This is a genomic window from Pseudomonas sp. ZT5P21 (assembly GCF_054897785.1).
Genome location: NZ_CM142705.1, coordinates 5,454,490 through 5,470,186, shown reverse-complemented (window position 1 = coordinate 5,470,186; position 15,697 = coordinate 5,454,490). Strand labels below are relative to the sequence as shown.

At 59.8% G+C, this 15,697-nt stretch carries 15 protein-coding genes; 10 read left to right on the top strand and 5 right to left on the bottom strand.

Features of this window, described 5'->3' with window-relative positions:
• Nucleotides 1-104: 104 nt before the first annotated feature.
• The 4 genes from ACYZT9_RS25465 (at nt 105) to ACYZT9_RS25450 (ending at nt 4,225) form a co-directional block, all read left to right on the top strand.
• On the top strand, nt 105-1,202 hold the full coding sequence (locus tag ACYZT9_RS25465; RefSeq protein WP_462007927.1) for a polyamine ABC transporter substrate-binding protein: 1,098 nt from the start codon (nt 105-107) through the stop codon (nt 1,200-1,202).
• A 73-nt stretch (nt 1,203-1,275) separates the two neighbouring features.
• A complete protein-coding gene (locus tag ACYZT9_RS25460; RefSeq protein WP_084320357.1) occupies nt 1,276-2,418 on the top strand; it encodes an ABC transporter ATP-binding protein in 1,143 nt (380 codons plus the stop codon).
• On the top strand, nt 2,415-3,335 hold the full coding sequence (locus ACYZT9_RS25455) for an ABC transporter permease subunit (protein ID WP_131061051.1): 921 nt from the start codon (nt 2,415-2,417) through the stop codon (nt 3,333-3,335). The genes ACYZT9_RS25460 and ACYZT9_RS25455 overlap by 4 nt, the downstream gene beginning before the upstream one ends.
• Nucleotides 3,332-4,225 (top strand): ABC transporter permease subunit, encoded by an 894-nt coding sequence (locus ACYZT9_RS25450; RefSeq protein ID WP_462007926.1) that lies wholly within the window; start codon nt 3,332-3,334, stop codon nt 4,223-4,225. The genes ACYZT9_RS25455 and ACYZT9_RS25450 overlap by 4 nt, the downstream gene beginning before the upstream one ends.
• Before the next feature lie 339 nt (nt 4,226-4,564).
• Here the strand turns inward: ACYZT9_RS25450 and ACYZT9_RS25445 are convergent, their stop codons facing one another.
• Complete coding sequence (locus ACYZT9_RS25445; protein ID WP_462007925.1) at nt 4,565-6,976, bottom strand: penicillin acylase family protein; 2,412 nt, start codon at nt 6,974-6,976, stop codon at nt 4,565-4,567.
• A gap of 114 nt (nt 6,977-7,090) precedes the next feature.
• The gene (locus ACYZT9_RS25440; RefSeq protein ID WP_462007924.1) at nt 7,091-7,672 is read right to left on the bottom strand and encodes a DUF6436 domain-containing protein; all 582 of its coding nucleotides are present in this window, start codon (nt 7,670-7,672) and stop codon (nt 7,091-7,093) included.
• A gap of 97 nt (nt 7,673-7,769) precedes the next feature.
• Between ACYZT9_RS25440 and bipL the strand changes: the two genes are divergently transcribed.
• Nucleotides 7,770-8,717 (top strand): phospholipase BipL, encoded by a 948-nt coding sequence (bipL, locus tag ACYZT9_RS25435; RefSeq protein ID WP_462007923.1) that lies wholly within the window; start codon nt 7,770-7,772, stop codon nt 8,715-8,717.
• A gap of 102 nt (nt 8,718-8,819) precedes the next feature.
• Here bipL and ACYZT9_RS25430 read toward each other — a convergent pair whose 3' ends face one another.
• Nucleotides 8,820-9,572: a DUF2059 domain-containing protein gene (locus tag ACYZT9_RS25430; RefSeq protein ID WP_462007922.1), complete on the bottom strand. Its 753-nt coding sequence runs from the start codon at nt 9,570-9,572 to the stop codon at nt 8,820-8,822.
• 108 nt (nt 9,573-9,680) lie between these two features.
• Here ACYZT9_RS25430 and ACYZT9_RS25425 point away from each other — a divergent pair, with 108 nt between their 5' ends.
• Together ACYZT9_RS25425 and ACYZT9_RS25420 are read left to right on the top strand one after the other, a co-directional pair.
• Nucleotides 9,681-10,313, top strand: a complete 633-nt coding sequence (locus ACYZT9_RS25425; RefSeq protein WP_462007921.1) for a 2OG-Fe(II) oxygenase — start codon at nt 9,681-9,683, stop codon at nt 10,311-10,313.
• 2 nt (nt 10,314-10,315) lie between these two features.
• Nucleotides 10,316-10,801, top strand: a complete 486-nt coding sequence (locus ACYZT9_RS25420; RefSeq protein WP_462007920.1) for a 2-thiouracil desulfurase family protein — start codon at nt 10,316-10,318, stop codon at nt 10,799-10,801.
• Nucleotides 10,802-10,930: 129 nt separating this feature from the next.
• Here the strand turns inward: ACYZT9_RS25420 and ACYZT9_RS25415 are convergent, their stop codons facing one another.
• On the bottom strand, nt 10,931-11,518 hold the full coding sequence (locus ACYZT9_RS25415; protein WP_462007919.1) for a transporter substrate-binding domain-containing protein: 588 nt from the start codon (nt 11,516-11,518) through the stop codon (nt 10,931-10,933).
• A 136-nt stretch (nt 11,519-11,654) separates the two neighbouring features.
• On the opposite strand from ACYZT9_RS25415, the gene ACYZT9_RS25410 reads away from it, so the two are divergent.
• Complete coding sequence (locus ACYZT9_RS25410; protein ID WP_462007918.1) at nt 11,655-12,080, top strand: DUF4399 domain-containing protein; 426 nt, start codon at nt 11,655-11,657, stop codon at nt 12,078-12,080.
• 62 nt (nt 12,081-12,142) lie between these two features.
• On the opposite strand, the gene serA is transcribed toward ACYZT9_RS25410, so the two are convergent.
• Nucleotides 12,143-13,372, bottom strand: coding sequence for a phosphoglycerate dehydrogenase (gene serA, locus ACYZT9_RS25405; RefSeq protein ID WP_084320376.1), 1,230 nt, complete (start codon nt 13,370-13,372; stop codon nt 12,143-12,145).
• A 204-nt stretch (nt 13,373-13,576) separates the two neighbouring features.
• On the opposite strand from serA, the gene ACYZT9_RS25400 reads away from it, so the two are divergent.
• Nucleotides 13,577-14,971 (top strand): FAD-binding oxidoreductase, encoded by a 1,395-nt coding sequence (locus ACYZT9_RS25400; protein WP_462007917.1) that lies wholly within the window; start codon nt 13,577-13,579, stop codon nt 14,969-14,971.
• A gap of 22 nt (nt 14,972-14,993) precedes the next feature.
• Nucleotides 14,994-15,659, top strand: coding sequence for a fumarylacetoacetate hydrolase family protein (locus ACYZT9_RS25395; protein ID WP_462007916.1), 666 nt, complete (start codon nt 14,994-14,996; stop codon nt 15,657-15,659).
• Nucleotides 15,660-15,697 lie beyond the last annotated feature (38 nt).

Here is a 15,697-nt window from a genome sequence, read left to right as displayed (position 1 = left end):
CGGTTTTTCGAGGGTAAGTTGCGCGCCGGTTTGGTTGCTGGGCAGCTACGACTGTCATGTAACGCGGGGCAACTTGGGCCCAACTAATTTTAGAGGACCTCCACTTGCCTATTTCTTCTTTGCTGCGCAATGCCCTGTTGGTCGGCGCCGGGCTGACATTTGCTGTCAGTGCTCAGGCCGCCGGCACTGTGCATATTTATAACTGGTCGGACTATATCGGCGAGACCACCCTGGCGGACTTCCAGAAAGAGACCGGTATCAAGCCGGTCTATGACGTGTTCGACTCCAACGAAACCCTGGAAGGCAAGTTGCTCGCCGGACGGACCGGTTACGACGTGGTCGTGCCGTCCAACCACTTCCTCGGCAAGCAGATCAAGGCCGGTGCTTTCCAGAAACTCGACAAGTCGAAGTTGCCGAACTACTCGAACCTCGACCCCGTATTGCTCAAGCGTCTGGAGCAAAACGATCCGGGTAACCTGTACGCCGTGCCGTACCTGTGGGGTACTAACGGCATCGGTTACAACGTCGACAAGATCAAGGCTGTACTCGGCGTCGACAAGATCGACTCATGGGCTATGGTGTTCGAACCGGAGAACATCAAGAAACTGCACAGCTGCGGCGTGGCGTTCCTCGATTCCGCCGATGAAATGATGCCCACCGTTCTTAACTACATGGGCCTGAACGCCAACAGCACCAACCCCGAAGATTACAAAAAGGCCGAAGCCAAGTTGCTGGCGGTGCGGCCTTACGTGACCTACTTCCACTCCTCGAAATACATCGCGGATCTGGCCAACGGCGACATCTGCATCGCGATCGGTTTCTCCGGCGACATGTTCCAGGCCAAAAACCGCGCGGATGAAGCGAAAAAAGGCGTGAACATTGCCTACTCGATTCCCAAGGAAGGTGGTGCGCTGTGGTTCGACATGCTGGCGATTCCGAAGGATTCGGCCAACGTCAAAGAGGCCCACGCGTTCATCAACTATCTGTTGAAACCCGAGGTGATCGCCCAGGTCAGTGATTCGGTGGGCTATGCGAACCCCAACCCTGGTTCGGACAAATTGATGGAACAGTCCATTCGCACCGATGAATCTGTTTATCCACCGCAAGCAGTCCTCGACAAGACCTACGTGTCGATCGAGTTACCACCAAACATTCAACGTTTGATGACCCGCAGCTGGACCAAGGTCAAGTCGGGCAAATAGATTCAAGGCTCAAACTATCCAAGGTTGGCTCACCTTGAGCGAACTGCACTCTTTTTTGTTGGGAGTTTCGTAAATGGCAGTTGCCTCCGGCGCCTATAAGAAAGCCCTCGAGGGCGACCAATCACCGAAACAGGTGCTGGTCAAAATCGACCGGGTCACGAAGAAGTTCGACGAGACGATTGCCGTGGACGATGTGTCCCTGGAGATCAAGAAAGGCGAGATCTTCGCCCTGCTCGGCGGTTCGGGATCGGGCAAATCTACGTTGCTGCGCATGCTTGCCGGCTTCGAACGGCCCACGGAGGGGCGCATTTTCCTCGACGGCGTAGACATCACCGACATGCCGCCGTACGAGCGGCCGATCAACATGATGTTCCAGTCCTACGCCTTGTTCCCGCACATGACCGTGGCGCAGAACATTGCCTTCGGCCTCAAGCAGGACAAGCTGCCGGCGGCGGAAGTCGATGCGCGCGTGGCCGACATGCTCAAACTGGTGCAGATGACCCAGTACGCCAAGCGCAAGCCGCATCAGTTGTCCGGTGGTCAGCGTCAGCGTGTAGCCCTTGCGCGTTCGCTGGCCAAGCGACCGAAGTTGCTGCTGCTCGACGAACCAATGGGAGCTTTGGACAAGAAGCTGCGCTCGCAAATGCAACTGGAGCTGGTCGAGATCATCGAGCGCGTCGGCGTGACCTGCGTCATGGTGACCCACGATCAGGAAGAAGCCATGACCATGGCCGAGCGCATCGCGATCATGCACCTGGGCTGGATCGCCCAGATCGGCAGCCCGATCGACATCTACGAAACCCCGACCAGCCGTCTGGTCTGCGAGTTCATCGGCAACGTCAACATCTTCGACGGCGAAGTCATCGACGACGCCGAAGGCCACGCAACGATCACCTGCAAGGACCTGGACCGGCAGATCTATGTGGGCCACGGCATTAGCACCTCGGTGCAGGACAAGTCCGTGACTTACGCGATTCGTCCGGAAAAACTGTTGGTGACGCCGACCATGCCGACCTGTGAATACAACTGGTCCAGCGGCAAGGTGCACGACATCGCCTACCTCGGCGGTCACTCGGTGTTCTACGTCGAATTGCCGAGCGGCAAGATCGTCCAGTCGTTCGTCGCCAACGCCGAGCGCCGTGGCCAGCGCCCGACCTGGGGTGACCAGGTTTACGTGTGGTGGGAAGACGACAGCGGCGTGGTACTTCGTTCATGAACATGCGCAAATTCAAACGCCGCCTCAATCGAATAATTCCCGGTGGCCGCCAGCTGGTCATCGGGGTTCCGTTCATCTGGCTGTTCCTGTTCTTCATGTTGCCGTTCTTCATCGTCCTGAAGATCAGCTTCGCCGAAGCCGACGTGGCCATTCCGCCGTACACCGAGATCTATACCTTCGCCGAACAGAAATTGCAGTTGCTGCTTAACCTCGGCAACTACGCGATGCTGGCCGGTGACGAACTGTACATCGCCGCTTACCTCGGCTCGTTGAAGATGGCGCTGATCAGCACCGTCCTTTGCTTGTTGATCGGTTACCCGATGGCCTACGCCATCGCCAGTGCCCGTAAAGAGATGCAAACGGTGCTGGTGCTGCTGATCATGATGCCGACCTGGACCGCGATCCTGATCCGCGTTTACGCGTGGATGGGCATTCTCAGCAACAACGGTCTGCTCAACGGTTTCCTGATGACCATGGGCTGGATCGACGAACCGCTGCAGATCCTCAACACCAACCTGGCGGTTTATATCGGCGTGGTTTATTCGTACCTGCCGTTCATGATCCTGCCGCTCTACGCCAACCTGGTGAAGCACGACAACAGTTTGCTGGAAGCCGCGTCCGACCTCGGTTCGAGCACCTTCAACAGCTTCTGGAAAATCACCATTCCGCTGTCCAAGAACGGCATCGTCGCGGGCTGCATGCTGGTGTTCATCCCGGTGGTGGGTGAGTTCGTGATTCCGGAACTGCTCGGCGGTCCGGAAACTCTGATGATCGGTAAAGTGCTCTGGCAAGAGTTCTTCAACAACCGTGACTGGCCGGTGGCGTCTGCTCTGGCAGTGGTGATGTTGCTGATCTTGATTGTCCCAATCATTCTGTTCAACCGTAGTCAGGCCAAAGAAATGGAGGGCAAGGAATGAAGCGCTTCCGTTTCTCGAGTTTCATGCTGGTAGCCGGTTTGCTGTTCATCTACGCGCCGATGCTGATTCTGGTGATCTACTCGTTCAACGCCTCGAAACTGGTAACGGTGTGGGGCGGCTGGTCGATCAAGTGGTATGTCGGGTTGATGGACAACACCCAACTGATGGGCTCGGTGGTGCGCTCGCTGGAAATCGCCTGCTACACGGCGGTGGCGGCGGTGGCGCTGGGTACGTTGGCCGCGTTCGTCCTGACCCGCATCACCCACTTCAAGGGTCGCACGCTGTTCGGTGGCCTGGTCACCGCGCCGCTGGTGATGCCGGAAGTGATCACCGGTCTGTCGCTGTTGCTGCTGTTCGTGGCGATGGCGCAGATGATCGGTTGGCCGCAGGAACGCGGCATCGTCACCATCTGGATCGCCCACACGACGTTCTGTGCGGCGTATGTGGCGGTGGTGGTGTCGGCGCGCTTGCGTGAGCTGGACCTGTCCATCGAAGAGGCGGCCATGGACCTGGGCGCGCGGCCGTGGAAGGTGTTTTTCCTGATCACCATCCCGATGATCGCGCCATCGCTCGGCGCGGGCGGCATGATGTCCTTCGCCCTGTCGCTGGATGACCTGGTGCTGGCGAGCTTCGTGTCGGGGCCGGGGTCGACGACCTTGCCGATGGAGGTGTTCTCGGCGGTGCGTCTGGGGGTCAAACCCGAGATCAACGCCGTGGCCAGTCTGATTCTGCTGGCGGTATCACTGATGACGTTCCTGGTCTGGTTCTTCAGCCGCCGTGCCGAAGAAGCGCGCAAAAAAGCGATCCAGCAGGCCATCGAAGAAAGCGCAGCCGACTCCTGGAAACAACCGGACGTGCGTCGCGCACAGCAGGCACCGGAAGCGGCTTGAGCTAAGGCAGGGGGGTGGCCACCTATCAGTGGCCAACCCAAATCCCTGTGGGAGCGAGCTTGCTCGCGATAGCGGACCGACATTCAACATTGATGTTGACTGTGATGGCCTCATCGCGAGCAAGCTCGCTCCCACATTGGTTCATGCCACCCAAGGCGACTTGCGGATGACCTCGACGAAGTTCATCGGCGCTGGAAGAGCAGCACCGTGTACGACGAAAAGGTTTATTTACAGGCCTTGCTCCGGCACGGCTCGCCTTTGACCGGCGAGCCGGACACAGCAAAACCGTGTTGACGGAAAGGCTCAGGGCGCCAAGAGGGCAGCCCAGCCAATACAAACCTATGGCGCAGCCCGCGCTGGCAACAGCTTCAACGTACTCCGCGTATTGGCCGCCACTTCCTCATCATTGAAGTACGCCTGGAAGTACACCCCTTCGACAAACGCCTCAGCCTGATCCTCAAAATGACGGTCAAACGGCACACCACTCTGGCCCACCGGGTTGACGGTCAGGCTGTGCGTCGGGTCGGCGAAATCAATCAGGCGCCGGGTCGACGGGCCGTAAGTCACCGGCCACGGCGCCGGGCCGATTTTGGCCGAGAGGTTGTTCGGCACCTCGTGCGTGCCAGGCGCCGCGAACGGCCCGACATTGAAGATCCGGTCCAGCGGCTTTTGCTGCCCCAGCGGATGACCATGGGTCAGCGTGTGCGCCTTGCCCCACTGCCATTGCGCGACCTCCGCACCCAGCGTGCTCTTGAGGTGAGCGAGGCTCGCTTGCCACGCCACCTTGACCGTGTCGGTGCGGGTTTCCTTGCCGGGGGTGTTGCGGTTGTCCCACCACGGCGAATCAGCGTTCGCAGCCAGGCGCGGCAGCGCGGCGTCGATCACCCGGGTCGAGAGTAGCGTTTCGAAGAAGTCATTGCCCAGCTCATCGCGCATCGTCGCGTCAGCCAGGTTGAACAGGAACTGGTTGAACAACGTGGCGCTGGTGGATTCCAGCGGGTAGTCGCCTGCCCACCGGGCCAGTTGCTCCACCAGTCTGAGTTCGGCGGGATCGCTTACCCCTTCACGCAGCACCGGCAGTAATGGCGCCAGCAAACGTGGGCCGTAGGCGGTGGTGGTGCCCAGTTGCAACTGCTGACTGGCCTCCAGATCCCACTTGACGGTTTTGTCGCCGAGCTGGCGATCGAGCTGCTGGCCCCGATCAGCGAGGTTGTAGTAACCGGGAATTTCCATGCCGGTCGGCGAAACGGGCTGGAAGTTGGCCGAGACGATATAGCCTCGCGCCGGGTTTTCTTCCTGCGGGTTGGCGCTGAACGGGTAGAAACCGTCCTTGTCCGCTTCGGCGCTGCCGCCGTCGAGAATGAACCACGGCCGCACACCCGCCGGACGTTTCGGCAATTGCGCCGCCGCCCACCAGCCGATGTCGCCCTTGGCATTGGCCCAGACGATGTTCAGGCCCGGGGCCTGGACCTTGGCGGCGGCACTGCGCGCCTTGGCCAGGGTGTCGGCGCGGTTGAGCTGGTAGAAGCCATCGAGGATCGGGTTCTGGCTTTCGAGAAAACCCCACCACATGGCGATCGGCGTTTTGCCGGCGCTGGTGCCCAGCGCATCGTTGACGATCGGCCCGTGCGGTGACTGGCGCAGTACCAATGTCACTGGCGCCTGGCCCTTGACCGCGATCTGCTGTTCGTTGGTGACCATGTCCACCCACTGGCCGCGATACCAGACCTGATTGGGGTTGTCCGGGTTGACCTTCTCGGCGATCAGATCGAGGTCGTCGTTCTGGAACATGGTGATGCTCCAGCCGAAGTCGCGGTTCATCCCGAGCGAGGCGAATGGCATCAACGCCTGATAGTGCCCATACAGCTCGAAGCCCGGCGCCGAGAGCTGCGCTTCGTACCACACCGACGGCGCGGAGAAGCGGATATGCGGGTCACCCGCCAGCAGCGGCTTGCCGCTTTTGGTGCGGTTGCCGGAGACCACCCAGGCGTTGCTGCCCTCGAACTGGGGCAAGCCGTTGTCGGCCAGCGCCTGCTCGCTCAGGCGAGCGAGGGCATTGAGGTCTTTCCAGTCGGCGCTGGCGAGGGGCGGCACGGCGCCGCTGCGGTTTTTCGCCAGAACGCCCTTGGACTGCCAGTCGAGATCAAAGACGTTCAGGTAGTCGGCGCCCAACTGATCGCGCACGTAGGTCAGCAACGGTTCGGTGCGAAACGCCGCGGCAAAACTGTAAGCCATGTAACCGGCGATGCTGATGGTGTCCTGCGCGGTGAACGGGCGTTTCGAAATACCCAGAGCATCGAATTCCACAGGTTTGGGGTGGCTGTCCTGATACTGGTTGATGCCGTCAAGATAGGCCTGCATGGCGATGAACGCTGGCGACTGCTGGTCCATGTTCGACAAGTAGGTTTCGGCGCGTTCGCGAATGCGCAGGCTGCGCATCAGTTTGTCGGTATCGAGCAGTTTGGGGCCCAGCACTTCGGCCAGTTCACCGCGGGCGAGGCGGCGCAGGACTTCCATCTGAAACAGCCGATCCTGGGCGTGCACATAGCCGAGCGCGCGATACAGGTCGGTTTCGTTTTCGGCGCGGATGTGCGGGATGCCACGCTCGTCGTAACGGACGGTGACGGAGCCTTGCAGGTGTTGCAGCTCAACCATGCCCTGGCGTGTCGGCAGCTTGCTGTAGACGTACCAGCCGGCGCCTGCGGCGAGCACGACAATCAGCAGGACGAGCGCAGTCAGGAGACGTTTCATGGTGATTCCTTATTCTTGTTATGAGTGGCAGCAGTTCCCTGGCGCCACTGTTTAACATGCCGTGCCGAATTGACCCATCACCCGTAGGAGGGATTCTTGTTGCCTTGTTTGTCCCTACTTCGTTGTATCGACCGGCCACGGGCAGTAACACCCGACCGCCAGTGTGTGCGTGGCATTCACTGTGCGACCCGCGTTTAACGCTTGCAGGATCGGCTCGATAAAGCTGTTGCTTGAGTTGCAGGTCAGGCCCTCGCTGTACGGGCCGAAGTACGCCAGTTTGCCGCTGCGGTCCCAGATCGCCACTGCCGGGCTGGCCGGGATCTGTTCGGAACCTGGGAGGACCGTGATGGTTTTCAGGCTGCTCAGCGTGCTCGGCAACTGGCCGTGGCTGCCGGGTTTTTGTACTGCGTAAAACTCGACGCCTTGCGGTACGTAGTGCTCGACCAGTTCGCTCAGGTGTTGCTGATTGCCAACGTTGCACGGGCAGGCCGGGTCCCAGAAGTGCACGAGACGGATGGCGCCGGGGCCGGCGAGATTGTCGGGGAGGCGCAACGGATCGCCGGAAAATACCGCGGTGTGCTCGCTGAACGCGCGCAGATAGCGTCCCTGAAACCAGTCGTAAGCCGCCCACAAAACACCGGCGCACACGAGGGCGAGCAGGCTGGCAAGCAGTGGTGTGCGGTAAGGCGAACGCATGGGGGTCGATCCTCGAAGGTCGCCCAGCTTGCCATGCTTGCCGCGACAGATGAATATCGCAAGCTCATAAAGTCCGCTGCATGCTCTGGAATCGCCCATGTCCGCCACTTTCGACCCTGATCATTTGCGTACCGGCCTGAGGCCCTTGGCCGCGTGGCAGCCGCTGTCCGTGGAGGCGCAGGCGTATCAGCGGTTCTACGGACTGGATTTTCCGGTGCGTCAATTGCGCAGTGGCCTGGGGCGTTTTGAGGTGGGTGCCTATGACGTGGTCAGTCAGGTGTGGTGGCCGGAGCGGGCGAAGGCGACGCTGTTTGTGTTTCACGGTTTCTACGATCACACCGGGCTCTATCGGCATGTGATCGAGTGGGCACTGGATCAGGGTTTTGCGGTGATCGCGTGCGACTTGCCGGGGCACGGTCTGTCCAGCGGCGAACGGGCGAGCATCAAGGATTTCGCCGAGTATCAGGACACGCTGCAAGGGCTGTTCGCCGAGGCGCAATCACTCGATCTGCCGCAGCCGTGGCACCTGTGCGGGCAGAGTACGGGCGGCGCGATTGTGATCGATCATGTGCTCAACCACGGCGCGAACAGTCCGGCTCAGGGGCAGGTGATTTTGCTGTCGCCACTGGTGCGGCCGCGAGCCTGGGGTTGGTCGCAACTCAGTTATTACCTGCTCAAGCCGTTTGTCAAAGGTATTGCCCGGCGCTTCAGTGAGAATTCCAACGACCCGGATTTCCTGCCGTTCCTGCAAGCCGATCCGTTGCAGCCGCTGCGTTTGCCGACAGCCTGGGTCGGTGCGCTGGCGCGCTGGATCAAGCGGGTCGAAGCCGCTCCCAGCAGCACACGACAGCCGTTGATTGTGCAGGGACAGGCGGATATGACGGTAGATTGGCAGCACAACCTTGAGGTGTTGAAGGCCAAGTTCGATCGGCCGCAGGTGTTGATGTTGCCGCAGGCGCGGCATCATTTGGCGAATGAGACAGAGGCGTTGCGAGGGGAGTATTTCGGGTTTTTGACGAAGCGGATCAAGGGACGGAATCTTTAGTGGTCTTACTGGCCTCTTCGCGAGCAAGCCCGCTCCCACAATGCATCGCGGTCCCATGTGGGAGCGGGCTTGCTCGCGAGGGGGCCCTTTCAGGCACCAGAATTATTGGTTCAGGTTCGAAGGATTCTGCCCCACCGCCAACCCCGCCCGAATCGCCGCCAACGCCGCCTGGTAGTAAGCCTTGCCTTCGGCCGACTCGGCAAACGTAGCAAACTCCTCAAGCTCGTTATCTGTCAGGTCGCGATAGACATACAACAGCGTGTTGTTCAGGTCGCTGCCAATCTGGTCCATCAAGCGCTGACGCTGACCGTTCAACAGACCTTGCGGCTGACCGCCACCCAGCAGACCGGGGATCATCGAACTCAAGCTGTCGGCCGCGACGCCGGCAATCGCCAGGCTGACTTCCGCGCCGGCTTCGCGTGCGGGCAGGGCTTGGGCGAGGTGACCGATGATCAGCATGCGGCTATCGCTGGCCTGAATCTTCGGCAGGCCTTTGGCGTTCTTCGCCAACTGATCACGGCGGGTCGCCAGCAACTCGGCGGCGACGATCTTTTTGCCCAGCGGCGACTGGAAGAAGTCCAGTGCAGGTTTCGGATCAGCGAGGGTTTTGCGCAATTGCGCTTCAGCGCGCTGGTCCATGGCCTGCGGGGCGAAGCGCTGATTGCTGTTGTTCACCAGCGCCTGGAATACGGCGGGCGGCAGACTGTTCTGGTAACGCTGCTGCGCGGCTGAAAGAGCATCGCTGAAATGCGCGCGTTGTTCTGGCCAGCCGGCGACCTTGTACAACTGGTCGTGGCCGTCTGCCCAAGCGGGCAAAACGCAGAACATCAGCAGTGAGAAAAGCAAACGACGCATAGGGACTCCTGTCAGCAGGCGACTATTCTCCGTGCGGCATACGGACTTGTCGAGAATTCGTATCAAGCCGCTGCGCGGCTCTGTCGGATTTTCAGGCACAGGAATACTATGCTCGCCATGCCGATATCCTCTGATCACCCGCTGCTGTTACGTATCGTCGACGACCTGGCTGAACACGGCTGGTCGCAGCAGAATATTTTCCTGCCTTTGGGTCTGACCCAAGAACTGGCTGCTGAGTGCCATAAACGTGCGACCGAGGGCGAATTGGCCCCGGCCGCCGTGGGCCGCGGGCCGTCGTCGGAGGTTCGCGAGGGGATTCGTGGCGACCACATCCAGTGGATCGAGCCCGGCCAGGCGTTGGCTTGCGACAACTATCTGCAATTGATGGACTGCCTGCGCGAAGCCATGAATCGCGGGCTGTATCTGGGCCTCGAAGATTTCGAAAGCCATTTCGCGCTGTACCCGCCCGGCGCTTTCTATCTCAAGCATCTCGACCGTTTTCGCGATGACGACCGGCGCATGGTGTCGGCGGTGGTCTATCTCAACGACGGCTGGTTGCCCGAACACGGCGGTCAGTTGCGCATGTACCTGAAAAACGGCGTCGAGCACGACGTGGTGCCTACCGGCGGATGCCTGGTGGTGTTCCTGTCGGGCGAGGTGCCCCACGAAGTCCTGCCCGCGACCCGCGATCGCCTGTCATTGACCGGCTGGTTCCGGCGCCGTGGCAGCGAGCCGTTCTGATCATGCAGAAAATTCTGGTAAGTCGCTGTCTGCTCGGCCATCGCGTGCGTTACGACGGCGGGGCCAGTGGGCCGTTCGATCAGCTTCAGCAGTGGATCGATGAAGGTCGGGTGGTGCCGCTCTGCCCGGAGGTCGCCGGCGGGTTGCCGACGCCACGTGCGGCGGCGGAGATTCCGGGCGGGCAGGGTGGTGACGTGCTGGTGGGCCGGGCGGCAGTGATCACCAGCGAAGGCGAGGACGTCAGTGCGCAGTTTCTGAGCGGCGCCTGGCAGGCGCTGGAGCTGGTGCACAAACACAACATCCGCATTGCCGTACTCAAGGCCAACAGCCCCTCTTGCGGGAATTTGCTGACCTATGACGGGACGTTCAGCGGTGTGAAAGTCAGCGGCGAAGGCGTCACTGCCGCGTTGCTCAAACGCCATGGTGTGAAAGTCTTCAGCGAACTGGAATTGGCTGAAGCGGCGCAATCTCTGGCCACACTCGACTAACGAACAACCCAAAACCACTGTGGGAGCGAGCTTGCTCGCGATGGCGTACTGACATTCAACATCGATTTTGCCTGCTATGGCCCCATCGCGAGCAAGCTCGCTCCCACAGGGTTATTCATCAACCCGAAATCAGGGTTTGGGCGCCTCGCTCGCATCCGCCCCGAACCATTTCTGCTCCAGCGCTTCCAGCCGCCCATCCGCCTTGATCCGCTGCAACGCGTTTTCCAGGCTGGCGTGGAACGCCGGGTTACCCTTCTGAAACGGAATCGCCAGGCTCACAGCCGGGGCGTCTTTCGGCTTTTCTTCCGTCAGCGACTGCATCAACAGGATCGAACGCGGCTGCTCTTCTTTCTGCGCGATCAATTGCGCATCGGTGTGAATGTAAGGTTCGCTGAAGTCGAAACGATCCTGGAGTTCCGGGGTCACTGCTATGTGGTTGATGGCGACGTCGTACTTGCCGCTTTCGACGCCGGTCAACAGATCGCTCGAATCGGTGACGACAAAGTCGGCCCGCACATCCAGTTCATTGGCCAGCAGCTGACCCAACTCGACTTCGAAGCCACGCAGTTGGCCGTCGTCCTTGAAATTGAAGGGCGGTGTATTAGCCTCAAGGGCAATGCGCAATTCGCCACGGTCGTTCACATCGTCAATCAATTCGGCATGAGCCATAGGGCTCAAAAGGGGTAGCAGGCAAATCAGGCCAGGCAAAAAGCGCATGGTCACTCCTTTGAATACATTTATCGCGATGCGCTGGTTCAGGCTCGCTTTGCTATGGTTGTCTTGAGCCTTCGACAACGAATGGCCGTGAAGTTGTCATGGCCATGCGGATTTTATGAAAAAACTGGAGAAGAGAATGAAAACGTTTATGTCACGAGCAACATTGGCGGGCCTGTTGCTGAGTGCTTCGATGTTGGCGACGGCGGCAACGCCGGCTCCCAAAGGTGCAGAAGCGTTCATTGTTTCCCCGGAAGACGGTGCCACGGTCCCACAAGAGTTCAAGGTCAAGTTCGGCGTAAAGGACATCTCGTTGGCTCCGGCGGGTGATGTCACCAAGAACACCGGCCACCATCACTTGCTGATTGACGTTAAAGAGCTTCCTTCTGCCGGGCAACCGATTCCCGCGGATGCCAACCACATGCACTTCGGCAAGGCGCAAACCGAGGCCACCATCAAACTGGCACCGGGCAAGCACACCTTGCAGCTCGAACTGGGTGACAGCAGTCACAAGCCGTTCGATCCACCCATCGTGTCGAAAAAAATTACTGTCAATGTTAAGTAACGTTAGTCGCGTCCATGAAAAAGGAGACCCGAAGGTCTCCTTTTTTGTTGCTCAAGTCGCTATCAGAACAACACGCGGCAACGAATGGTGCCGTTGATGTGCTGCAGCTTCTCTTGCGCAAGGTCCGAGTACTCGGCGTCGACGTCGATCACCACGTAGCCGACTTTCTCGTTGGTCTGGAGGAACTGACCGGAGATGTTGATGCCGTTTTCGGCGAAGACCTTGTTGATCTCGCTCATCACGCCCGGAATGTTCTCGTGGATGTGCAGCAGGCGGTGCTTGCCAGGGTGAGCCGGCAGGGCCACTTCCGGGAAGTTCACGGACGATACCGAAGTACCGTTGTCGCTGTACTTGACCAGTTTTTCCGCTACTTCCAGACCGATGTTGGCTTGCGCCTCGGCGGTGGAGCCACCGATGTGCGGGGTCAGGATCACGTTGTCCAGGCCGCGCAGCGGGCTTTCGAACTCTTCGTCGTTGGAGCGTGGCTCCACCGGGAACACGTCGATGGCCGCGCCGATCAGGTGCTTGTCCTTGATCGCGTCCGCCAGGGCTTGCAGTTCGACCACGGTGCCGCGCGCGGCGTTGATCAGGATGCCGCCCTTCTTGATGGCGCGGATTTCCTTCTCGCCGATCATCCACTGGGTGGCAGCGGTTTCCGGAACGTGCAGGGTGACGATGTCGGACATGCCCAGCAGCTCGTGCAGATTGCCGACCTGGGTTGCGTTGCCCAGTGGCAGCTTGGTCACGGTGTCGTAGAAGTACACCTGCATGCCCAGGCCTTCAGCCAGGACCGACAGTTGCGTACCGATCGAGCCGTAACCGACGATGCCCAGCTTCTTGCCACGGATTTCGAAGGAGTTGGCCGCGCTCTTGATCCAGCCGCCACGGTGGCAGGAAGCGTTCTTCTCAGGGATGCCGCGCAGCAACAGGATCGCTTCGGCCAGCACCAGCTCGGCAACGGAGCGAGTGTTGGAGTACGGCGCGTTGAACACTGCGATGCCGCGTTCGCGGGCAGCGTTCAGGTCAACCTGGTTGGTGCCGATGCAGAAACAGCCGACCGCGACCAGCTTCTTCGCGTGATCGAAGATCTCTTCGGTCAGTTGAGTGCGCGAGCGAATGCCGATGAAGTGAGCATCAGCGATCTTTTCCTTCAGCTGGGCTTCCGGCAGAGAACCGGTGAGGTACTCGATGCTGGTGTAGCCCGCCGACTTGAGGACGTCGACAGCCGATTGGTGGACGCCTTCGAGAAGAAGGAACTTGATCTTGCTCTTATCGAGAGAAGTCTTGCTCATCTGCGTAAACCTGTATCCCGGAGAAAAATGGCAGGAAATAGCCAGCAGACGCTGACCCGGACGGCAGGAAAGCCGTCGCCGCAGAATAGCCGTTGGGCACTATGCTGCGGGGTCGATATGCTAGCATACGCACCCCGCTAAACACTCATTCCTGCGACGTGAAGCGTTCTCAGGATGACCATGAATTGTTCGAGAGTTCTGTCGATGACCAATCCTGCCCTGATTGATGAGCTGAAGACCCTGGTTGAGCCTGGCAAGGTGCTGACCGATGCCGACTCCCTGATTGCTTACGGCAAGGATTGGACCAAGCATTTCGCTCCGGCCCCGACGGCCATCGTGTTCCCCAAGACCACCGAACAGGTCCAGGCCATTGTCCTTTGGGCCAACAAACACAAGGTGGCGCTGGTGCCGTCCGGCGGGCGTACCGGGCTGTCCGCCGCTGCGGTGGCCGCCAATGGCGAAGTCGTTGTGTCCTTCGATTACATGAACCAGATCCTCGACGTGAACCTGACCGACCGCACCGCGGTGTGCCAGCCGGGCGTGGTCACCGAGCATCTGCAGAATGTCGCGGAAGAAAATGGCCTGTATTACCCGGTGGACTTCGCATCCGCAGGTTCGAGCCAGATTGGCGGCAACATCGGCACCAATGCCGGCGGGATCAAGGTGATTCGCTACGGCATGACCCGTAACTGGGTCGCCGGCATGAAAGTGGTCACCGGCAAGGGCGACGTGCTGGAGCTGAACCGCGATCTGATCAAGAACGCCACCGGTTACGACATGCGTCAGTTGTTCATCGGCGCTGAAGGCACCCTCGGTTTTGTGGTTGAAGCGACCATGCGTCTGGATCGCGCGCCGAAAAACCTCACTGCGATGGTGCTCGGTACCACTGATTTCGACTCGATCATGCCGGTGTTGCACGCGTTCCAGAGCAAGCTCGATCTGACCGCGTTCGAATTCTTTTCCGACAAGGCCCTGGCCAAAGTCATGGCGCGCGGCGATGTCCCGGCACCGTTCGAATCCGATTGCCCGTTCTACGCACTGCTGGAATTCGAAGCGACCACCGAAGAAGTGGCCAACCACGCTTTGGAAACCTTCGAACACTGCGTCGAGCAGGGCTGGGTGCTGGATGGCGTGATGAGCCAGAGCGAAACCCAGCTGCAGAACTTGTGGAAGCTGCGCGAGTACATCTCCGAAACCATCTCCCACTGGACGCCGTACAAGAACGACATTTCGGTCACCGTGTCGAAAGTCCCGGCATTCCTGAAGGAAATCGATGCGATCGTCGGCGAACACTACCCGGATTTCGAAATCGTCTGGTTCGGCCACATCGGCGACGGCAACCTGCACTTGAACATCCTCAAGCCGGACAACCTGAGCAAAGACGAGTTCTTCGCCAAGTGCGCGACCGTGAACAAGTGGGTGTTCGAAACCGTCGAGAAGTACAACGGTTCGATTTCCGCCGAACACGGCGTGGGCATGACCAAACGCGATTACTTGACCTACAGCCGCTCACCGGTTGAGATCGAGTACATGAAAGCGGTCAAAGCGGTGTTCGACCCGAACGGCATCATGAACCCGGGCAAGATTTTCGCTGTTTGAATCAACGAACCAGGAGCGGTCAATGAGCTATCAGCACCAGTATGTCGACGGTACGCGTATCCACTTCCCGCTGGGCAAGGTGGTGTGCATCGGCCGCAACTACGCCGAACACGCCAAGGAACTGGATAACCCGGTCCCAACCGAACCGCTGCTGTTCATCAAGCCGGGCAGTTGCGTGGTGCCACTGGAAGGCAGCTTCAGCATTCCGACCGAGCGCGGTTCAGTGCATTACGAAGCGGAAATCGCGGTGTTGATTGGCAAGCCTTTGTCGACCAAACCGAGCCGCGAAGAAGTGCTCGATGCCATCTCCGGTTTCGCCCCGGCGCTGGATCTGACCTTGCGTGACAAGCAGGCCGAGTTGAAATCCAAAGGCCTGCCTTGGGAAATCGCCAAGTCGTTCGATGGCGCGGCAGTGATTGCGCCCTTCGTGGCCGGCAGCACCTTTGCTGACCTGACCGACATTGGCATCCGCCTGACCATCAACGGCGAAGTGCGCCAGGATGGCAGCAGCAGCGCGATGCTCAACCCGATCGTGCCGATGATTCAGCACATGGCCGGTTGCTTCTCGCTGCAGGCCGGGGATGTGATCCTCACTGGTACGCCGGTCGGTGTCGGCCCGCTGAATGTCGGTGATGAACTGGTCATTGAATTGCCAGGCGCGAGCAGCTTCACCAGCAGCGTCCGATAGTCCAGACACTGCAAAACCCTTGTAGGAGCGAGCTTGCT